Source organism: Psychrobacter aquaticus CMS 56, from assembly GCF_000471625.1.
GTDB classification, from domain to species: Bacteria; Pseudomonadota; Gammaproteobacteria; order Pseudomonadales; family Moraxellaceae; genus Psychrobacter; species Psychrobacter aquaticus.
On sequence record NZ_AUSW01000035.1, the window covers coordinates 20,488 to 40,895 of the forward strand.

The following is a 20,408-nucleotide window of genomic DNA, read 5'->3' on the forward strand; positions in this document are numbered from 1 at the left end:
TGTGATAGCGATACTAACGGTAGAGTAGAATAATGAGTCTGTTACTGGAAGAAGCGACTTAAATTGGTTATTATCGAGTCAATAGATGCGTTTGTTTTTATCGTATTTAGGACATGCTTCGGGCTAAGAGATAGCTTGATCAGACATCAGGAACGACATAGGATTAACCAATCAAATTTAAGGATGAATTATGACACCATCACAGCACATTTTGGCCTGTATTGACGGCTCGGCAGTGACTGAATCGGTTTGTGATTATGCAGCATGGTATGCCAGCAAGCTGAATTTACCAGTTGGATTATTGCATGTTAGTGACGTTCCTGCTTCGATCAGACGTGATTTATCAGGTGCAATAGGCATCAATAGCCGTGAGTTTTTGTTAGAAGAATTGACTCAGCTGGACGAACAAAGAGCGAAGGTTGTAAACAGTTATAGCAACGCCTTAGTACAAGATGCAAAAAGTCATATTCGAGAAAACTTTGAGCATGTTGACATTCATATTTATCAACGTCACGGCAAATTGCTACCAGCCATCAATCACTTTAAAGCAGAAAACCGTGCCATCGTTATGGGACGGCGCGGCGAAGATCATAAAGACAGTCGTATTAATATCGGTAGTCAAATCGAAACGGTTGCGCGTGCCTCCGAGGTTCCTGTGTTAATTTGCTCAGAGACCTTTAAAGAGCCACTCTCATATATGATTGCTTTTGATGGCAGCAAAACGGCTATTAAGGCGGCATGGATGGTGGCGAGAAGCCCTGTATTAAAAGGCATGCAAGGCCATATCGTCATGATAGGTAACCATAATGACACCGCCAAACAGAGCTTAAGTGCGGCTGCTGCACAATTAGAGGCTGCTGGCTTTATGGTAGACGCGCATCACTTATCGGCTGCTGATGCCGTTGATGGGTTGCTAGAATTTCAAGTAGACAATCGCATCGATATAATGGTGGTGGGTGCATATGGGCATTCTAAGTTGCAGCAATTGTTTCTGGGTAGCACCACGACGGAAATCATCGCCAGCACGTTATCACCTGTGATTTTGGTACGCTAACCCTTTGGTTTATAAACTTTAAAACCGTAGAATAAAGTAAAACCATAGCGTTATAAGATGAATCTCTAAACCGACTGCCGAATCAAACGATCATAACCAGTTTTGGATAATACTTTATGCTCATTAACGCAGACTTCTCGCGCCGCGCATCCCTCACGCCTGAGCAACATCAATGGGTCAAGTCACCACAAAAAGGAGTGGAGCGTGTGATGTTTGATCGCGTTGGCGCAGAAAAAGCACGCGCCACCAGCCTTGTGCGCTATGCACCTCAGTCTTATTTTCCTCATCATATGCATCCTAATGGTGAAGAGATTTTGGTGCTGTCAGGGACTTTTTCTGCAGATGACCAACATTATCCAGCAGGCTGGTATCTGCGCAATCCGCCAGCATCTGGCCATCAACCTTATAGTGATGAGGGCGCGCTCATTTTTGTCAAGTTACGGCAGATGTCAGCCAACGAATCTCATCACGTGGCTATTGATACCTGCGATAACACAAACTGGCAACGCCAAAACCACCGCGATGTTTGCCCACTGTTTGCAGATGGTATCGAACAGGTGAGCTTACAACGTCTATCGGCAGGTGAGGCACTATTTACGGATGAAATCATCACAGGTGGTGCAGAAATTCTGGTGTTAGAAGGCGAGCTGATAGACGATAAGCAGGTTTATAAGCGAGGTGGGTGGATACGTCTACCCGTAGGTGATTATGCACCGATAAAGTCAGGGTTAGAAGGCGCAACGACATATCTCAAAACGGGTCATTTAATACAACCAATCGGTGTATGAATTAGAATCATACGTGTGCATAGCATATTATTCGACAATTTCTGCATCGTTGCGCTTTTCAATTTTGTGCTGATCTTCGGTGTTATCAACTTTCCAATAGCTTGAAATATATAAATGCGTTTTTGCTATCGGACGCTCTACTTTAAAGTATTGGCGTAAGGCACGCATACTGTGAAATTCGCAAGCTGCCCAAACTGCTGGCTCTCCTGTTAGCCAAGTCAGGGTTTTAGTGCGCTCAAGTAAAGGGCAGTTTTCAGCATTTGGCGTGGTATTAATGACCCAATGAATCTCAACGTTTTCTGGCGTTTTGAGGGTTTGACGATCTGTCTCAGTCGTGATTTCTATTACTGCATAACCGCGTGCGTCATTAGGCAGCTGGGCAAGGTTGACGGTAATCGCTGGTAGGGCAGTCATATCGCCGATCAATAAAAACCAATCGGCATCGTTGTTGATGAGCTTCTTGGGGCCGGGGCCACCCACTAATATTTGGTCGCCCACTTGCGCATTTCGCGCCCACGTCGAGGCAGGACCTTCAGCCTCATGCAAAGCAAAATCGACATCGATTTCATCGTTACGTTGGACGCTTATAGTATACGTGCGCATCAGTGGTCGATGTTCTTCGCCCTGAGGAAAAATGAGTTTGATATAAGCACTTTCTTGGTCGACTGGAAAATCTGCCAATCCAGCGCCACCAAGCGTGACGCGGCACATGTTTGGGGTGATATATTTCGTACGAATAACATCAAGTACTCTGGGGTTGGGTTTTGCCATTTTATATCTTTCCTTCTTTTAGCTGTTTAATATCTTAATTTATCACTTTAGAGAAAGCCAATCTATACGATTGACATTCTCTGGTAACGGCAAGGTTCTACAGTGATTAAAAATTGGCTTTTAGGCTGACTGACATCTGGCGCTCTGGGCCCATCCAGCAGTTATTGATGTCATAACAGGCACCTACATAAGTTTTGTCAAAGAGATTGTTGATACTGGCACCAACAGTGAGCATCGGATTGATTTTATAATTGCCGCCGATATCTACCAAAGTCACACTTGGCAGCTCATCTGAGTTTTGTTTATCAATTTGCATGCCGCTTTGATAGCGAACACCTGCGTTGAGAGTAAGTTTATCCGTAGCATAATAATCTGCCCATAGTGTGGCTTTGTGCTTGGCAGTTTGCGCTGGAGTGTTACCGACTACCTCGGGATTGATTTCGTCTTCTGTAATCTCCGCATCGGTATAGCTGTAGCTTGCAGCGATATCTACCCAGTCATTGAGCATATGACTGCCAGATACCTCAAAACCTGTTGAGGCAATTTCACCAGTTTGCGTTTGACTTCTATAGTTGATGTCATCTGCTACCACGACGTTCTTTTGAGTGATATCAAATACCGCTAGCGTGCCTTGTGTGGCTCTGTCGGCAGAGAGGTATTTGATGCCAGCTTCTAACTGATCAGCAGTGGTAGGTTCAAACGGATCGTTGGTAATAAAATTACTGCCAACGACTGGCTGGAACGATTGTGAATAGCTGGCGTAAGGCGATAGCCCATTGTCAAAGTCATAAATAGCAGCGAGACGACCACTGGTTTTTGAGGCGCCGTTATCAATTGTTTTGTCACTATAAACAGCACCTTCAGAAGCCTTAGTTTGCTCAGTGATACTGTCAAAATTATCATGGCGCAAGCCTACCACTACCGTCAAATCCTGCCACTGCATCTCGTCTTGTATATAAAACCCCAGCTGACTTTGTTCGATATCTTCATTTTGGTGATAGACATCTAATGGTAGGGTGTCGGTATCAATTTGTGTAAAATCGGGGTTAGACAAATCAAGATTTGGAGTGCCAGCTGCGCCAGCATCATAGTAAGTCGCGGTGCTGTTTGTCTCTTGATATTCCACACCGAACAATAGATTGTGTGAGGTATTGGCAGTATCTAATTGATAAGCAAGCTGATTGTCAGTGGTCCAGTTATTCATGCTCTCATCGGTGGTGTAGGCCACGCGGTTTAGGATTTTATCACTACCGTTGACCAATCCTTCTGAATTGTACATATTACGCTGCTTGGCCTTCGCATCGGTATAGCGCAATATGTGTTTGAACGTTAACTGGTCATTGATATCCCAGTTGATGGTGACGCTTGGCATAAGTACTTCTTTGCTAAAGTGATTCCACTCGTCGCCAGCATAACCATCGCTGCCCAATTTTCCATAGCTGGCGTTATAGACTGTGCCAACGGCAGGCAGCGGGGTCGAAGGCACCATTTCTGGATCATCTTGATAAAAAAGATTGGCCAAAACGGAGACGTCCTCTGTCGCTTGCCATTCAAGTGATGGATTGATCAGGGTGCGTTCTTCTTCTGTGGTCTGCATTTGCCCATCTTTTCTGCGCTTTAAAGCCACAAAACGATAATTGAGCGTGTCTGTGATGGGTCCGGTAGTATCGACGGCTATTTCTGTTAGGTTTTGATTGCCAAGTCGAAGTTGCACCTCAGATGCTTGGGTACTTTTTGGCGTTTTGGCTACTTGATTGACCATACCACCGGGTGACGCGTAACCATAGAGTGAGGATGCTGGGCCTTTTAATACTTCTACCGCTTCAGTTGCATAAATGTCTACTTGCGGCATCAGATTCCAAGCACCATCATAAGGCAATCTGAGCCCATCGTAAAAATTAGAGTAGGTCTTAAAACCGCGAATATTGTACTCATCAAAAATAGACACCGTACCACGACTCTCGGCAGTGATGCCTGGCTCATAACGGAGTGCGGCATTGACACTGTCCGCTTGCCGCTTTTGTAATAGCTCTTGATCGATTCTGGTATAACTCATTGGTGCATCGGTGGGATCTAACGCTGTTTTTGTGCCGGTACTGCGATAGCCGTCCGCATAGACGGTAATCGCATCTAAGGTGGTCGATGGCGTGGCAATCTCATTGTTTCCGTTACTGTTTGGCGTATCTTCCGCATAAGCGACATGACTCATGCTCATTAATAGGCCAATTTGCACTGCAATTGTTAGACGTTTTTTGTGAATAGATTGGGACAGTAAAGGCGACCGCATTATGTTTCCTTTTGGGTAATAATTATTAAAGACAATATTTCTAGATGGTTAAATAATGCAGGTAATGATAACATTAATGATTATTGTTATCATTAAAAACTTACAGTGAGAGAGCTTTGAGAAGGATCAGAAATACTGAGTAATGAGGTTTTTATAATGAGATGTAGTGAGATCAGTATAAAAAGGAGTCAGTGGGACTGGAATGCTTATCTTTAAACGAGAAGTTTCGCCACATCGAGCTGCAATGCAACGGCATAGCACGCAAGAAAAATTTATACCCGTTCAGCATTGGAATATAATGTATCTGTTTTATTTAGCATCGACTGTAGCGGATGCAGGTGACAAAATTAATATCGTTTAAAACCATATGATTAGGTCAAAAATATTTGAGATCATAAGAATCACTAGTGATTGAGAGTGGTGTTCAAATAGGTTTTCTCGTATGATGCAATCGTTATTATAGGCAGCTTATTGGTCTAAAAGTTATTCAAGGCATGTTGTTTTTATCTTAAACGGCTATCAATCTCAAAAATACGATTTTCCGCGTTAAAATCGTTTGGCCTACCATGTGTAGTACTCATACTCGTTTTCTTTGCTACTCTGATTTTTGAGATTGGTATGGCTATAAAGGTCAAATTTATGAATAGGCAAGCACGTCAACCCACTGAAAATCAACGCTATTTTACGGTATGGCGTTGGCATTTTTATGCTGGAATGTTTGTCGCACCTTTTTTGATTGTTTTAGCGTGTACCGCGCTTGGCATGTTGTTTATGTCCAACACCGCAGGCCGAGACCATGATCGCTTAACCATTGTGGTTCCAGAATCGACTGTACCAGCGCCTATTTCTACCCAAGCCAAAAGTGCGCTTACGGCTTTACCTGACAGTACGCTTGTCAAATATATCGCGCCTCGTGATACAGACACAGTGGCTTTGTTTCAGGTCAAATCCGTAGATCAGGACACGATGGTGGCGGTGAATCCTTATACGGCTGCTGTCGTTGACAGTACACCGACTAATGATAATTTATATTACACTTTTGATAGTATTCACAGTGACTTGTTGCTCGGCAAAGTTGGGGATTATCTCCTAGAAACCGCTGCATCATTGACGATACTAATGATTTTAACGGGTTGGTATTTATGGTGGCAAAAACGCAAGTCACTAAAAAGCATGTTGATTCCTGATGACCATATTAATCGTCAGACAAAACGCTCATTGTTTCGTACCATTCATGCGACTCTAGGTAGTTGGATCTCTGTGTTGCTGCTGTTTTTTTGTATTTCGGGTATGGCATGGGCGGGCGTGTGGGGCGAGAGAGTGGTGCAAGCGTGGAGTCAGTTTCCGGCGGGCAAGTGGGGCGTTGCACCTATGCCTGTGTCTATTGACCACAGCCAACATCATGCTGGTATGAATGAGTCTGCGCCAGCACCACACGTTCATGGTTCAACGTCCGCTGATATGCCCACGCACGGCAGTGTGTTAAATGCGGGCAAAGCCAAAGAAGTGCCTTGGGTGCTTGAATTGACGCCGATGCCGGTATCAGGAACGACCATGGGTGAGCATGGTATTGCGCCCAACATACCTATTATGATTGATATGGTAGACCAATATGCTCGTGAAATTGGCCTTGAAGGTCGTTATCAATTGAATTTACCACAAGGCAGTACGGGTGTTTGGACAGTGAGTCAAGACTCCATGAGCTATGATATGAGCAGCCCAACGGCTGATCGCACAGTACATATTGACCGCTATTCAGGTAACGTATTGGCTGATATTCGTTTTGATGATTACAATGCTTTTGGCAAGTTTATGGCAGCAGGCGCTGCGATTCATATGGGCACACTCGGATGGTGGAGTGTGCTGGCCAATGTCTTGTTTTGTCTGTCTGTCATTGCCATTTGTGTGAGTGGTTATGTCATGTGGTGGCAGCGTCGCCCTCGTGGTATCAATGAAAGCCGCGGCCTAAATCCACCAGCACGTGGTCAGCGATTGTCTGTATGGTGGCCGTTTGCTATTGTTTTATTGGCAGTGGCAGTCATCTTCCCAACCGCCATCATCGCTATTGTCGTCATTGGATTATTAGATTTTGTGTTGATATCTCGGGTGGGATTTTTACAGAAACTGTTAAAATAGAAGAGTACATTTAATAAGTGTTTTTTTGAATGTAAGAAGGGGCATCTGTCTAATGGATGCCCCTTTTTTGCTATCGTCATTGCTTTGTTTTTAGCACTGGTATTATTTCAACATCGAGATTGCATCGGCACTGGCACGCTGTCGTTCTTCAGCGTTTAACTCGATTAGCTTGCCTTCTTTCATGAGTAACAATCGATCTGCATGCTCAAAATAGCTGTCATCATGACTAATGATGAATAGGGTTTTGCCTAGGGCTTTGAGCTCGGGAATCAGTGTTTGATAGAATACTCTGCGAAAAGCAGGGTCTTGGTCAGCAGCCCATTCATCCAGTAACAGTATGTCCTTATGTTCCGCTACGGAAATCAGCATGGCCAATCGTTTACGTTGTCCTTGCGATAACTTGTCGGTAGACAAACGATGGTCGGTCACACTGACTTTGTCTTGTAGGTTTAACTTGTGCAACCATGTGTTCACCAGCGTCATATCAGGATCATTGCCATGACTGCCGATAAGCTGTTTAAACAAATGCTGATCGCTAAAAATGGCAGAAAATAACTGTCGATAATCGGCATTGTTCTGTGAGTCAATCAGTTGTTTGTCTATGTGTACAGAACCCGTGGTAGGCGTAAAAAGCCCCGTCATGATTTTTGCAAGGGTGGATTTGCCGCTACCATTCGCACCTATCAAAAACACCACATCGCCACGTCTTAAGGTTAGATTGACATCTTTTAATATATGGTTGGCGTGAGTTGTATTTTTTGTCCCTGAGACAGGTGTATCAGAGTGATTGTTTTCGTACCGGTAGTGAATATCGGTCAAAGAAATGGATTGCCAGTCTTTTACCGCAACATCCGTGGCAAATTCTGCTTGATAATCGGCCAGTGCTAAAGATTGGATTTTGTCTAGCGCCACTTGTGCTGTTTGTAGGGTTGGATAAGCACCTACAGCATGTAGCAGCGGCGATTGTACGAACAAAATTGTTAAGGAGAAAGTAGTAGCGACCGCAATAGGTATATCAAGATAATTAGACACCGCAAACACCACGCCAATCGCTGCAAACATCATGATGTTTGACCAATTCACTGCTGATAAATGAAACGTATCAGACTTGACCACGGTATTTTCGTACGATTTGGCATGCGTCAAAAAATCGGTTTTGTATAACTTTTCAGCGCGGTGTTGATTGAGGGCTAGCTCCTTGCGGCCTTCTATGATGGATTCATAGTCTTGATATAAAAGATCGTTAATGTCTCGCAGTTCTGTCAGATGCGCATAAACATGCTTGACTAAAATGGTACTGATCCAAATCGTCATAGCAATCCAAAACATGACAATCAAAAGTAATGGCAGCGATAGCCAACCCAGATAAAGAGCGACACCCACCGATAAGATAATACCTTGTACCAGCTCTGGCATACGCACAAAAGCCACCGTGATGGATTGGATATCTGAGGACAGGCTGGCGAGTAACCGTGCACTACCCAAATGATCTATTTGCGGCACGCTGGTATCGATGATTTGTTTGACCAGTTTGGTTCTAAGCTCATAAACAAACTTGTGCCCCAAACGTGTCAATGCATACTGCGATACAAAAGTCGTGACCAGTAGCATTACCACCAAGGCAGCAAAGTAGCCCAAACTTACCCATGATAAAGTGTTGAAAACAGGTTGGCTAATAAAGGTGTGGTTGATATAAGCGATGATGCCCACACTGACCGCTGCATTCACCAAATTAAGTAAAATGACTTTAAGAAAAGGCAGACGATAGTGTGCCCAAATCATATGATATAAAGAAGCTGTAGCGCGAGAGGACATAGTGACTCAGTAATAGAATGAATTTTACGTATTTTTTATGGCATAAAAGGGAGTAGGTCGCGCCTAATCCCTTTTATTGAAATCGTATAAGTATGGTTCAACCGTACGTCTTAAAAACTGTGAGTTTTAAAAGCTGTATGTTTTAAAAACCATGCGTCTTAAAAGTCGAAAGTCGCTGACACTTTTAAGGCAGTGGGTTCACCTGCATTTAAGTAGCCAGCATCTGCATAACCGCCCACTGATTGCCAGTAATCTTCACCAGTGACATTCGTCACCATGCCTTTCAATGTGACATCTTGTCCTGCCAGCATAGTTTTATAGCGAGCACCAAGGTCTAGCGTGGTATAGCCATCAACCTTTAAGGTGTTGGCATTATCCGCATAACGAGCACCTGTATGGATAACGTCGCCTGTCAATGTTAATCCTTCGACTGCTGCTAAATCATACTCTAGGTTGACGTTGCTTTGTAGTGTAGGTAAACCAATGACTCGATTGCCGTCTAACATGACATTACCTGTGTCTTTTTGTTTGGCACTTAAATAACTGACACCCGCGATTAGGCGCATGTTTTCGCTTGGACTACCAAAGACTGATAATTCAGCTCCTTGATGACGATTTTTACCATCTGCCGCAAAGGTATTGGTGTCATCAATATAAGCACGTGCTGCATCAATACGGAATACAGCTAGGCTACTGCCAATCGTACCATTGTCATACTTAACGCCTACTTCCGTTTGCTCACTGACATAAGGGGCTAAGTCTTGTCCTGCATTGGTGACTGGATTACCGCCATTCTCTAGAGGTGCTCTTGATCCTGAAGTTAGGCTTTCGATATAGTTGCCATAAATAGACCAGTCCATGCTAGGTTGATAGACGATTCCAACACTTGGTGTCCATTTGCTTTCGTCATAATTAGCAGTTTGCGCTTGAGTATTAGGGTCATAGCTGGCTGTTTCTATGTTTTGATGACGCACACCCAAGGTAGTTTTTAGTTTGTCATCGAACATAGATATCGTGTCTGCCAGCGCAAAGCTTCGCAGTTGTTTTTCATTCGTTAGTGTTGGATTGTCTGCGTTACCAGCGAAAACGGCGGTATCTGACCAGCTATTATCGCGATAGTCAGTGGGGCGATATAAATTAGTGGCCAGCTGGTTACCAAAATCAAAAGCATAAGCGCCTTTTTCTTCTTGATCATACAGGTCTGCGGCTATTACCCAGTCATGATCAATCGTACCCGTTTGCCATTGACCACGCAGACCAAGCTCGGCACTCTGTACTTTATCTTCTCGGATATTATCAAAGCGATAAACAGATCCAGTGCCATCGGTATTAGATACCGTAAGATTCGCTAAAGAGTTGTCTTCGTCGCTAATTCTAGCTCCATAAGCACCATAAGCAGTGATATTATCATTTAAGTCATATTCGCCTCTAATCGTACCAAACACATCTTCTTCGTTTGAATACGTCCAAGGCTGCGCCCAGTTTTTTGATCCTTTCGGAGCATTCGGCACTCCAGCAACACCCGCAAGCGTGACACTAGGACGAGTTTCTTTCAGCTTATTATCCTGCCAACCTAAGTCTGCTGATAGTCGATACTGATCGCCTCTATAGTCCAGACCAAAAGCCGCTAGACCTAAGGTTGAGGATTCGTCATCGATTGCGCTGTCGCCATCTTGATAAGCGGCATTGAAGCGCACACCAAAAGCATCCTCTGCACCGAACCGATCACTAACATCTACCGCCACTTTGCCTTGATCGCCTTGACCATAACCGAGAGTCACCTCACGCAATGGCTCATTACCAGCGCGTTTTGGTAGCAGATTAATCGTACCGCCAGCGTTACCACCGCTGGGTGCCGCACCATTTAGCATAGCAGAGGCGCCGCGCTGCACTTCCACACGCTCGAACAGTTCAGTCGCGATATACTGTCTCGGTAATATACCGTATAGACCATTGAACATGGTGTCATCGGAGGTCGTGATAAAGCCGCGCATAAAATAGGCTTCTTGAAAGTTACCAAAGCCTCTGGCAACACGCACAGTGGGATCTTTTTTGAGCAGGTCGCCCACACTTTGTGCTTGCTGGTTGGTGATGTATTCATTGGTGTATGAGACGGTAGAGAAGGGCGTATCCATAATATCTTGATTGCCCAAGAGCCCAACTCGGCTTCCCGTTGCGACTTGCTCGCCTGCGTAGGCACTCGGTAGGCCATCCGCTGACGCATCTGCACTACTGGTCACCACAATAGTATCCAGCACAACACTAGGCTCAGCTGATTGGTTATCGGTATTGATATCTGTTTGTGCCCATGCCGCTTGGCTTGCCCCAAGTATCACTACCGAGGTGGATAAGTAGGATGAGCACAAGAATTTGAATGAGCGTGGCTGACGAGATACAGTGGAAGCATCACGGCGAAATAGAGCAGAGTATAAGCGAGACAGTTGCATGAATGTTTCCAGCATGTTTGGTTTAAATGCTTATTATAATGATAATTGTTTTCATTTCAATAACATTGCCACATTAAGTGTGAACCTATCTGTCAAGAATACAGAGTGTCATGCAGATTGCAGCTTTGCTCAGGGTATAGTTTGCAAAATATAGTCGGTGAAAAGTAATATCGGTACAACACGTACTGCTGGTGCAAATTTTTCTGGCTTGCTGTGCTTGCGCAGCTCGATGCTACAAAAAATTGATACCAGCAGCACTGGCGCAACTTTAAGGTTTTTCAACTATATGTAAAAAACCAACGGTCATTGCGCGCGCCAATAGACTTTTAACACCATATCCTGACGCGATAAGTCTAAGGTTGTCTTTAGTTGTTTTCTTAATGATTTGACCTCTGTGGCTTCAAGTGCGCCCCATACTTTGCCGATTTTGAGTGGCAATATTGTTAATGAGGTATTTAATAGGGCGGATATTTGTTCAGCAAGGTTGGCCGTTGGCGTATTAACTATATGTAGTAAATTGTTTTGTAAAAAATGCGCATCATGGCGTAATGGGTCGCTCAGTCTTAGCTCCTGTAGATAATTTATATCCTCTGGATCGTTTGTGATGGCAATAACAAGGGGCGGTAGTGGGTTTTGCCAATTCTCTAATAAATGAGCCACGGTAGGCAAAGACGTTTCATCACAGATGAGTAAACATTGACCGTCAGTGAGGTGTTCTGTATTTTCGGGATACTCACGCATGCTCTTGATTTGCATGTCAGGGCTGAGAGAACGCGCCCAGTTACCGCCTGGCGTATCACCATGAACATAGACATCTATCCACGCTTGGACAGAGGCGCTGTCTGAATCTTGCCATGCTTTTCGTAACGTGTAATAACGCTGCAACGGCTTAGCATGGTTTTCTGATGGTTCGGTTGAGGCCGATAAGACGGTTGGATTCAGCTCAAACAAATAGGCATATCCTGCATGATTCAGTGGAGTATGCTCGGGTGCGGTGACGACCAGTCGGTATAGATTAGGGCTGGCATAATAACCGTCAATCACGGTAAAACGTTGCTCTTGAAGTGTGACCGTGCGCTTACCAAGCTTACGGGCGGACATTTGTAATAACGTTATATATTGTTCTTGTAGCGTGGTTGAATCGCTGATAGGTGCTATAAAGTGAATAAAATACTGACTGATGAGGGCTTCGGATTTTTGGGCAATGTGGTCACTGACAAGGTTTTGATCTCGATGCGCATCGTCCGCAATTTTAGAGTAATAAATGGTTGCAACCTCTAGCAATAGACCATCGGCATAGATTTCTTTTACCGATGTCACGTCATACTCACTCACTGATATGTCGGTAAATGCATTGACAAACATAGCAAGCTCATCTTGATGCTCTTCATTCACATGGTTGATAAATTGGTCTTTATCAACCATGGCTAACGGTATTTTACTGAGGTGCTGAGCAAGCGGTTGAGCCATAAAGTTTCATCCAAGCCAAAATCAAATAACCGTTGAGTCACTGTCAAGTCACTGAGTAACTGGTATCTAAAAATTTAAAGTAATAAAGTAATGAAGAGTATAGATAAAAATCAAAGGTGAAAAATGAGCCAATGACTGATAAGCGTAATAGAGATACATGCATTAATAAGTGTTGAGAACGGCGTAAATTATAGATGTTATTGATAACCATTACCATCTATAATTTTATTATGTTAATCCGTATGTATGTCAAAGCATCATCCGTGGTCTAAAAAACCATGGCATGGTGGTTGATTGATATAAAGATGCTATAGCAGACTCCATTTAAAAGGAATACAGTACTAGCACTAGGATACGTCAATTTTCTGTCTATATCTTTTGAGGATTTTATGCATCATTCTATTCATGATGAAGCACATTTGAGCAATCGCAATCATTGGTTGAGGGCAGCAGTGCTGGGTGCGAATGATGGTTTGATTTCGACAGCCAGTCTATTGGTTGGGGTAGCTGCTGCCAGTACGAGCAGTCAGACATTGCTGTTGACTGGCATGGCCGCGTTGACCGCAGGGGCGTTGTCGATGGCTGCTGGCGAGTATATTTCTGTCTCATCACAAGCGGATACCGAAAAGGCAGATCTCGATAAAGAGAGGCATGAGCTGACGCATAATGCTGAGCGTGAGCTGCTAGAGCTCACAAAAATTTATGAGGCGCGAGGGCTGGAGCATGATTTGGCACATCAAGTTGCTGTGAGCTTGACTGAGCACAATGCACTTGAGGCGCATGCTCGTGATGAGATAGGCTTAACGGATCTTAGCCAAGCGAAGCCCATTCATGCATCAGTTGCTTCGGGGCTATCATTTGTGGCTGGGGCGATACTACCGATTATCGGGATATTACTATTGCCAGCGGAAACGCTGGTCTGGTCACTGGGATCCTTGACGATAGTGGGTTTAATGTTGCTGGGGATAGTCTCTGCTCGCTTGGGCGGTGCGCCTGTTGTTCCTGCGACGACGAGAGTAGTGGTTTGGGGTGTGCTCGCCATGCTTGCAACTTCGTTGATAGGTCATTTGTTTGGCGTGGCAGTTTAAATGTAAATTCATTTCTAATTAAAAATGCAGTCGTGCTGGGATAAATTTTTTGTCGCACTTAACCTCAATTAAATTCGGAAACAACCATGACTTCACCGCTTCATCTTCTGTACTCTTTTCGTCGCTGTCCCTATGCCATGCGTGCTCGTCTCGGTCTCCTATTTGCTGAGTTGCCAGTGGAGCTACGGGAGATCACGTTAAAGAATAAGCCAGAGCAAATGTTAGCGATTAGTCCGAAAGGTACTGTACCAGTTTTACAGCTTTTGGATGGGTCAGTGATTGAAGAGAGTATAGAGATAATGATGTGGGCGCTTGAGCAGCAAGATCCGCAGGGACTGCTGGATGAAGAGGTTCTATCTCAGGCCAATGCTTTGATTGAGCAAAATGACAATGAGTTTAAACATTGGCTTGATCGTTATAAATATGCCGATCGTCATTTAGAGATGACGCAGACAGAGTATCGACAGCGAGGCGAAGTGTTTTTGCAGGTTTTGGAGGAGTTGCTGAATAAAAATATTTATCTATTGGGAGACAGCGTGACCATTGCCGATATTAGTATCATGCCTTTCGTTCGCCAGTTCGCTCATGTGGATCGTGATGTTTTTTATAGTTTACCGTATCCAAAACTGCAACAGTGGCTAAAATGTTGGCTCGCACATGCATTGTTTATACAGGCCATGACTAAGTTCCAGCCATGGCAAGAAGGCGATGAGAGTGTGATTTTCCCTTCTTAACGCTGTGTCGGTTCTTAGGTAGATTGACAATGCTGTTGAAAAAAACGGCATACTCACATTGTGAATACACCGAAAATTGAGCCGTGTTAAATACTGACCATAGCCTCTTAAACACTGTCCAATTTAATTATGCCACTAAAGTCTTGACTGTAATGGAGTTGGTCTCATTTGGGGTAGATTACAGATGCAATGCAGATGCCATTTTTTAATTCGTATTAAATCTCCGCCGATACTCGCTCGGTGTCAACCCAACAATGCGCTTAAATATTTTACGAAACGCGCTGACATCACTATAACCTACCTTCCACGCAATTTGCTCAACTGCCAGCATAGAGAACTGTAGAAAATCTTTTGCTTCTCCGATGCGTAATCTTTGACAGTATTCCGTTGATGTCATGCCTGTGGCTTTATGGAAACGCCGCAGAAAAGTACGTTCTTCTAACTGCGCACAATTGGCTAGTGTGGACAAATCAATATCCTGCGCTTCTGTTTTTTGCAGCCAATGCTGCACCTTTAGTATGGCTGCATCACCATGTGTTAATACCGGTGAAAACGCACTGTAATAGCATTGCTCGCGTCTTGAGGGATCAATCAATAACGCACGAGCGGTCTCGTTCATCACTTGTGAGCCAAGAAACCGATCAACCATCCTAAGCCCCAAATCCGTCCAAGCCATGGCACCACCAGCAGTCACAATATCACCGTCTTCGATAATAATGCGATCCACATCAAGATCGATATCAGGGAAACGCTTTTCGAACTGCTCTACATAACCCCAATGTGTGGTTGCCTTGCGCTTGGATAGTAGTCCCGTCTCACCCAGTAAAAAAGCACCCGCGCATACGGATGACATTATCACACCTGCTGAATGCTGATCTCTCAGCCATTCTAGCCAAGGCGCTGCTGCTTGCTTTGCAATAGGCGCCTCTAACGTTGGCGGGATAATGATAGCCGCTAATTTTCCTACACTATCAGGATTACTAGCAAAAGTGCAGGTAGGCAGCAGATTAGTATCTTTAATCTCCCAGTGACTCACTTGTAAAGGCACATCGGTTGTGTCTTGACGTTTGGCGGCGAGTTTACTGGCCACCATCAGTAAATCAGTCAGCCCAAGGACGGCGGCCATTTGTGCTTTCTTATAAACAACCAACCCAATTTCAATCACATTTTTTTGATTCATATGTCGTTATTAGCCTCTAATGTGTCGATGTGGCCACTCGTTAGTGTAGCACGGTGCTTGTAAAATATACGCCTATATAGTCACTCTCATAAACAAAGAGGCATTATCATGAACAAACAAGCACTGATCGTTGTCGACATTCAAAATGAGTATTTTCCACAAGGTGAACTCGCACTCGTTGGTATTAATGAAGCCGCTGATAATGCTGCTTTGGTTATTGCGTCTGCTAGACAAAAAGGCCATACCGTCATTCATATCCGTCATGAAATGCCATCTACTGACGCACCGATATTTACACCTAATACCGATGGTGTAGAGATCAATGAGAAGGTAAAACCGATAGAGGGTGAGACTGTCATCACAAAGCATTACTCCAATTCATTCCGTGAGACTGCTCTTAAAGAGTTGCTCGATAAAGAAGGCATCAAAGAGGTTACCGTGATTGGTGCTATGAGTCACATGTGCGTGGATGCCACCGTTCGTGCGGCAGTGGACTTTGGTTATACCACGACCACGGTTCATGATGCCTGTGCCACGCTTGATCTTGAATTTAATGGGACGACGGTACCCGCAGCGCAGGCTCACGCCACTATCATGGCAGCGATTGAGTTTCTATATGGCGAAGTAGTTGATACACAAACGTGGATTGCACTTTAACCCTAAGTATTTAATTAAACCATTATTAAGTCGTCAAACAGATTCCTCAATAAGATTCTCGTCGATAAGGTAAAGATTATGAAGATAGCAAAATTACTGACCAGTACCACGCTGTTAAGCAGCGCTTTATTTTTAACGGCCTGCACCACTTTTGCAAGTCCAACTATTGACCTTACCGCTGACAAAGCGAGCGCCACCAATACCGTTACCTTTCAGCAAGTCCGCAACGCCACGATTATGCTCGATTATGCTCGATTATGCTGGCACTACTTTTTTAGTAGACCCTATGTTAGCACCAAAAAATGCCTACCCAGGATTTGCAGATACTGTAAATAGCGAGATTCGCTATCCAATGGTAGATTTACCGATGTCTGTTGCAGAAGTGCTTAAAGCAGATGCCATTATCTTGACGCATTTACATGCGGACCATTGGGATGATGCCGCACGTAACCTCGTGCCTCGTAATATGCCAATTTTCACCCAAGATGCAGCCGATGCGGCAATCGTACGTAAAGATGGTTTCACCGATGTCAGAGTACTGACAGAGCAAGGGGTTGTGTTTAAAGGCACTAGAATCAATAAAACCATCGGACAGCATGGTACTGATGAGATGTACAAGGTTCCAGCACTTGCTCAGTCACTTGGCAAAACGATGGGACTTGTGTTCCAAAAACCAAACTACAAAACAGTCTATGTCGCAGGTGATACGATTTGGGATAAAGAAGTAGAAGGTGCACTCACTCGCTACAAGCCTGATGCGGTCGTCCTTAATGCAGGCTATGCGAAGCTGACTTCTTTTGATGACTCTATTATCATGGGTAAAGAGGATGTATACCGTGCGTATAAATTCTCTCCTAATGCTCAAATAATTAGCGTACACATGGATACGGTCAATCATGCAACGCTAACAAAAGCAGAGCTACGTCGTTTTATAGAAGAAAAGCACTTAGACAAGCAACGCAGCCTCGTCCCTAATGATGGTCAGGTCTATAAATTTTAACAATCAATAAGTAGATCTCTTGTATAGGCCATTGCTAAACCTCCTCATTGCGAAGCCGAGAGAGGGCGCTTTTGCAAGGGATCTATAATCTAATTGTCTATATGAATCATTCTTTACACACTTTCGTCTTCTCGAAGTGTCAGCACCTCATAACCATCTGATGTGACCGCAATCGTATGCTCCCACTGGGCAGACAGTTTTTTATCACTGGTGACGACTGTCCAGCCATCATTTTTTGTTTTGACTTTGGCTTTACCTTGATTGATCATTGGTTCAATCGTGAATGTCATGCCTTCTTTTAGCATTAAACCTTTCCCCTGATGCCCGTAATGCAGCACTTCTGGCGCTTCATGTATCTCACGTCCAATCCCGTGACCACAATACTCTCGTACGATAGAGTAGCCATTCTTTTCAGCATAGCTTTGAATGGCATGCCCAACATCACCGAGTGTCGCTCCCGGTTTTACCACGCGTATGCCTTCCCACATGACCTCATAGGTCTTATCCACCAAGCGTTTGGCGAGCGGTAGTACCTCACCAATCGTGTACATCTTGCTCGAATCTGCAATGAAGCCGCCTTGCTCTAAGGTGATATCCACATTCACAATATCGCCTGATTTGAGTATTTGACTGTCTGAGGGAATGCCATGACAGACCACATTATTGACTGACGTGTTGAGCGCATACTCATAACCATATTGACCTTTGCTCGCTGGACGCGCGCCTAATTGGTCGACGATATAACGCTCAGCAAGATCGTTGATTTCCATCGTAGAGGTACCGATGGTGATATTTTTGTCAAGATAATTAAAAACAGAGGCGAGTAGTCGTCCAGACTCGCGCATTACCTTGAGTTCTTCTAGCGTTTTTAGCGTGATTTCAGCCATCGATAAGATTCCCTATCTCAAGAGTATTTTTGACATCAGCCTTTTTCATCTGCTCATTAATAATTTGGCTATAAGTCATAGTAGGATTTGCCTCAGCAAGCATGCCTATTTTCATCCAATACTCAGCTTGTGCGTTAATAGAGCGCACCATTACCGTACTTGCCTTACGAATCTCTTCATGTAGCTTGTCATCAATTTTTACAATGCCCATCGGAATACCTTCAATATATGAAACGTACACGAATCATATATTAATATAACAAAATTTCAAGCAGATTTTTGAACGAGTGAGTAATAATCTTGACTTATAAGTAGTTGCCGATTTCTTTTATGCTATATTTCTAAGCAGGTTTTGATGAATAATCACGTCATAAAAATGGGTTATCGTTATCTAAATAGTCATTGCTTAACCAGTTGATAGCGCGCAATGCTGGGACAAGGCACACTTCTAATGCACAAGGACAGTAAGATGGATATAGAAAATGTGATCGCCACTTGGGAAGCAGAGGCATTACAAGTACAGGAAACCCTAGGAGCTGCTGGCGTTACCCCGCCTGCGGAGTTGGCTGGTGTGAGTGGTATGGAGATGTTTAAAGCGATGTTTGCAGGCGAGTTGCCGCAGCCGCCTATTGGCGTGACGCTTGATTTTATGCCTATTCGCATTGAGTCTGGCACTGCCATTTTTCAAGGTCGACCGGGTCAGCAACATTACAATCCTTTAGGCAGTGTCCACGGTGGTTGGTTTTGTACGCTTTTAGACTCCGCTGTCGCGTGCGCCATTCATTCCACCTTACCAGCGGGTAAAGCTTATACCACCCTAGAGATCAAGGTAAATATGATACGAGCTTTGAGCGATGCAACACCACTTGTGCGCGCTGAAGGCACCGTCATTCATACGGGCCGTCAAACGGCTACTGCTGAAGGACGGATTGTAGGGCCTGATGGCAAACTATACGCACATGCCACCACGACTTGTTTAATATTTGACGTCTAGTAGAGTAGCGCCAAATGAGAGAGGTGGTCGAGTATTGCTTATTAGTGTGCCAAGGTTTATAATCGTATTGTTGTAATTACATTCTTACCTTGGCATTTCATGAATACTTTACCACTTAAAACGGCTTCGCCTATTCATCAATAATAATAAGACCTGTGCTATGCAAACATTCGAACGTACGATGACTCTAGATGGCAAAAATGCCAGATATTACGATCTCTCTGACTTGATTGAAAATAATACTGACACTGAGGCGACACCTGCGCATTTTTATGGCGGTAATGGATTTGCGACGGGTGTTTATATACCGCTATTGACCAAACTCAGTGAGCGATTCAATCTGAGCAGTCTAGCCATGCGTGGATATTGGCAAGATTTACCTTCTATGAAAAAGCTGACTCGTGAGCAAGATGCTGACGCACTGATTGATTTTTTGGAGAAAACACAAGACAAGCCTGTAGTGGGTATCGGTCACTCTCAAGGCGCGACGGCAACGGCCATTGCTGCCGCGAAACGACCAGAATTGTTTTCGCAATTATATTTGATAGAGCCGGTGACATTTACCAAATCGCAAAAACTCATTACTGATTTGCTTCCTGACAAAATAAAGATCAGTCAAGAGCCTTTTAAAAGTACGCTTGCTAAGCAAGCGGACTGGCAGAGTATTGAGGCGTACTACGAATATCTGCGGGCACATCGTGCGTTCAAACGCATTGGCGATGATAATCTTTATATCTTTGCGAAAAACAGCCTCATTCAAAATGAGGAAGCGGGGTATAGCCTGTTATTTGCGCCCAAGCAAGAGTTGGCAAGCTACTTTGACACGCCTTTCGTCAATGATGCCTTAAAAAAACTCAATAGCATGGATTTTCCGTATACCATTATTATGGGTAAACCCTCCATTTTTATTAGCAATAAAGTCCGTAAAATCTGGAAAAGTCTTGTCCCAACGACGCACGTTATCGAGCTATCTGACAATGGACATCTTTTGCCAATGGAAGCGCCTGAACCATGTGCCAATATCATTATTGAAAAATTCAACGACAATATGGGTAATATATCGTAGCGGTGCTTAATGCATCTTTGGATATTGACCGCTC

17 protein-coding genes are annotated in these 20,408 nt (G+C 44.1%); 9 read left to right on the top strand and 8 right to left on the bottom strand.

Annotation, left to right across the window (positions count from 1 at the left end; translation table 11 throughout):
- Positions 1–190 precede the first annotated feature (190 nt).
- Both M917_RS11885 and M917_RS11890 read left to right on the top strand, forming a co-directional pair.
- Positions 191–1,054, top strand: a complete 864-nt coding sequence (locus M917_RS11885) for a universal stress protein (protein ID WP_021815101.1) — start codon at positions 191–193, stop codon at positions 1,052–1,054.
- A 116-nt stretch (positions 1,055–1,170) separates the two neighbouring features.
- The gene (locus M917_RS11890) at positions 1,171–1,842 is read left to right on the top strand and encodes a cupin domain-containing protein (RefSeq protein ID WP_021815102.1); all 672 of its coding nucleotides are present in this window, start codon (positions 1,171–1,173) and stop codon (positions 1,840–1,842) included.
- Positions 1,843–1,869: 27 nt separating this feature from the next.
- Here M917_RS11890 and M917_RS11895 read toward each other — a convergent pair whose 3' ends face one another.
- Both M917_RS11895 and M917_RS11900 read right to left on the bottom strand, forming a co-directional pair.
- Complete coding sequence (locus tag M917_RS11895; protein WP_021815103.1) at positions 1,870–2,613, bottom strand: siderophore-interacting protein; 744 nt, start codon at positions 2,611–2,613, stop codon at positions 1,870–1,872.
- Positions 2,614–2,719: 106 nt separating this feature from the next.
- Positions 2,720–4,900 carry a TonB-dependent siderophore receptor gene (locus M917_RS11900; protein WP_021815104.1) on the bottom strand — a complete coding sequence of 727 codons (2,181 nt, stop codon included), beginning with the start codon at positions 4,898–4,900 and terminating at the stop codon, positions 2,720–2,722.
- 639 nt (positions 4,901–5,539) lie between these two features.
- Here M917_RS11900 and M917_RS11905 point away from each other — a divergent pair.
- Entirely contained in the window at positions 5,540–7,036 is a 1,497-nt protein-coding gene (locus M917_RS11905) for a PepSY-associated TM helix domain-containing protein (protein WP_021815106.1), read from the top strand.
- Positions 7,037–7,138: 102 nt separating this feature from the next.
- On the opposite strand, the gene M917_RS11910 is transcribed toward M917_RS11905, so the two are convergent.
- The 3 genes from M917_RS11910 to M917_RS11920 all read right to left on the bottom strand — a co-directional run bounded on the left by M917_RS11910 (position 7,139) and on the right by M917_RS11920 (position 12,768).
- On the bottom strand, positions 7,139–8,851 hold the full coding sequence (locus tag M917_RS11910) for a multidrug ABC transporter permease/ATP-binding protein (RefSeq protein WP_021815107.1): 1,713 nt from the start codon (positions 8,849–8,851) through the stop codon (positions 7,139–7,141).
- A gap of 158 nt (positions 8,852–9,009) precedes the next feature.
- Positions 9,010–11,298: a TonB-dependent receptor gene (locus tag M917_RS11915; RefSeq protein ID WP_021815108.1), complete on the bottom strand. Its 2,289-nt coding sequence runs from the start codon at positions 11,296–11,298 to the stop codon at positions 9,010–9,012.
- Between the two features lie 303 nt (positions 11,299–11,601).
- Positions 11,602–12,768 (bottom strand): siderophore-interacting protein, encoded by a 1,167-nt coding sequence (locus M917_RS11920; protein WP_021815110.1) that lies wholly within the window; start codon positions 12,766–12,768, stop codon positions 11,602–11,604.
- Between the two features lie 389 nt (positions 12,769–13,157).
- On the opposite strand from M917_RS11920, the gene M917_RS11925 reads away from it, so the two are divergent.
- A complete protein-coding gene (locus tag M917_RS11925) occupies positions 13,158–13,856 on the top strand; it encodes a VIT1/CCC1 transporter family protein (RefSeq protein WP_021815111.1) in 699 nt (232 codons plus the stop codon).
- Between the two features lie 86 nt (positions 13,857–13,942).
- On the top strand, positions 13,943–14,590 hold the full coding sequence (locus tag M917_RS11930) for a glutathione S-transferase (protein ID WP_040642795.1): 648 nt from the start codon (positions 13,943–13,945) through the stop codon (positions 14,588–14,590).
- Positions 14,591–14,795: 205 nt separating this feature from the next.
- Here the strand turns inward: M917_RS11930 and M917_RS11935 are convergent, their stop codons facing one another.
- Positions 14,796–15,770: a GlxA family transcriptional regulator gene (locus tag M917_RS11935; RefSeq protein WP_021815113.1), complete on the bottom strand. Its 975-nt coding sequence runs from the start codon at positions 15,768–15,770 to the stop codon at positions 14,796–14,798.
- A gap of 108 nt (positions 15,771–15,878) precedes the next feature.
- Here M917_RS11935 and M917_RS11940 point away from each other — a divergent pair, with 108 nt between their 5' ends.
- Positions 15,879–16,427, top strand: coding sequence for a cysteine hydrolase family protein (locus M917_RS11940; RefSeq protein ID WP_021815114.1), 549 nt, complete (start codon positions 15,879–15,881; stop codon positions 16,425–16,427).
- A 286-nt stretch (positions 16,428–16,713) separates the two neighbouring features.
- Positions 16,714–17,427 carry an MBL fold metallo-hydrolase gene (locus M917_RS11945; protein WP_264629467.1) on the top strand — a complete coding sequence of 238 codons (714 nt, stop codon included), beginning with the start codon at positions 16,714–16,716 and terminating at the stop codon, positions 17,425–17,427.
- 113 nt (positions 17,428–17,540) lie between these two features.
- Here the strand turns inward: M917_RS11945 and map are convergent, their stop codons facing one another.
- Together map and M917_RS11955 are read right to left on the bottom strand one after the other, a co-directional pair.
- A complete protein-coding gene (gene map / locus M917_RS11950; protein ID WP_021815116.1) occupies positions 17,541–18,314 on the bottom strand; it encodes a type I methionyl aminopeptidase in 774 nt (257 codons plus the stop codon).
- Complete coding sequence (locus tag M917_RS11955; protein WP_021815117.1) at positions 18,307–18,525, bottom strand: ParD-like family protein; 219 nt, start codon at positions 18,523–18,525, stop codon at positions 18,307–18,309. The genes map and M917_RS11955 overlap by 8 nt, the downstream gene beginning before the upstream one ends.
- 258 nt (positions 18,526–18,783) lie before the next feature.
- Between M917_RS11955 and M917_RS11960 the strand changes: the two genes are divergently transcribed.
- Together M917_RS11960 and M917_RS11965 are read left to right on the top strand one after the other, a co-directional pair.
- Complete coding sequence (locus tag M917_RS11960; protein ID WP_021815118.1) at positions 18,784–19,308, top strand: PaaI family thioesterase; 525 nt, start codon at positions 18,784–18,786, stop codon at positions 19,306–19,308.
- Between the two features lie 160 nt (positions 19,309–19,468).
- Positions 19,469–20,374: an alpha/beta fold hydrolase gene (locus tag M917_RS11965; protein ID WP_021815119.1), complete on the top strand. Its 906-nt coding sequence runs from the start codon at positions 19,469–19,471 to the stop codon at positions 20,372–20,374.
- Positions 20,375–20,408: the final 34 nt, after the last annotated feature.

What these genes read in the sequence shown, in the direction of transcription:
- M917_RS11930 (WP_040642795.1), top strand. Translation starts at nt 13,943, where the DNA reads ATGACTTCACCGCTTCATCTTCTGTACTCTTTTCGTCGCTGTCCCTAT.
- M917_RS11955 (WP_021815117.1), bottom strand. Translation starts at nt 18,525, where the DNA reads ATGGGCATTGTAAAAATTGATGACAAGCTACATGAAGAGATTCGTAAG.
- M917_RS11900 (WP_021815104.1), bottom strand. Translation starts at nt 4,900, where the DNA reads ATGCGGTCGCCTTTACTGTCCCAATCTATTCACAAAAAACGTCTAACA.
- M917_RS11905 (WP_021815106.1), top strand. Translation starts at nt 5,540, where the DNA reads ATGAATAGGCAAGCACGTCAACCCACTGAAAATCAACGCTATTTTACG.
- M917_RS11915 (WP_021815108.1), bottom strand. Translation starts at nt 11,298, where the DNA reads ATGCAACTGTCTCGCTTATACTCTGCTCTATTTCGCCGTGATGCTTCC.
- M917_RS11945 (WP_264629467.1), top strand. Translation starts at nt 16,714, where the DNA reads ATGTTAGCACCAAAAAATGCCTACCCAGGATTTGCAGATACTGTAAAT.
- M917_RS11885 (WP_021815101.1), top strand. Translation starts at nt 191, where the DNA reads ATGACACCATCACAGCACATTTTGGCCTGTATTGACGGCTCGGCAGTG.
- M917_RS11890 (WP_021815102.1), top strand. Translation starts at nt 1,171, where the DNA reads ATGCTCATTAACGCAGACTTCTCGCGCCGCGCATCCCTCACGCCTGAG.
- map (WP_021815116.1), bottom strand. Translation starts at nt 18,314, where the DNA reads ATGGCTGAAATCACGCTAAAAACGCTAGAAGAACTCAAGGTAATGCGC.
- M917_RS11935 (WP_021815113.1), bottom strand. Translation starts at nt 15,770, where the DNA reads ATGAATCAAAAAAATGTGATTGAAATTGGGTTGGTTGTTTATAAGAAA.
- M917_RS11910 (WP_021815107.1), bottom strand. Translation starts at nt 8,851, where the DNA reads ATGTCCTCTCGCGCTACAGCTTCTTTATATCATATGATTTGGGCACAC.
- M917_RS11965 (WP_021815119.1), top strand. Translation starts at nt 19,469, where the DNA reads ATGCAAACATTCGAACGTACGATGACTCTAGATGGCAAAAATGCCAGA.
- M917_RS11960 (WP_021815118.1), top strand. Translation starts at nt 18,784, where the DNA reads ATGGATATAGAAAATGTGATCGCCACTTGGGAAGCAGAGGCATTACAA.
- M917_RS11940 (WP_021815114.1), top strand. Translation starts at nt 15,879, where the DNA reads ATGAACAAACAAGCACTGATCGTTGTCGACATTCAAAATGAGTATTTT.
- M917_RS11925 (WP_021815111.1), top strand. Translation starts at nt 13,158, where the DNA reads ATGCATCATTCTATTCATGATGAAGCACATTTGAGCAATCGCAATCAT.
- M917_RS11895 (WP_021815103.1), bottom strand. Translation starts at nt 2,613, where the DNA reads ATGGCAAAACCCAACCCCAGAGTACTTGATGTTATTCGTACGAAATAT.
- M917_RS11920 (WP_021815110.1), bottom strand. Translation starts at nt 12,768, where the DNA reads ATGGCTCAACCGCTTGCTCAGCACCTCAGTAAAATACCGTTAGCCATG.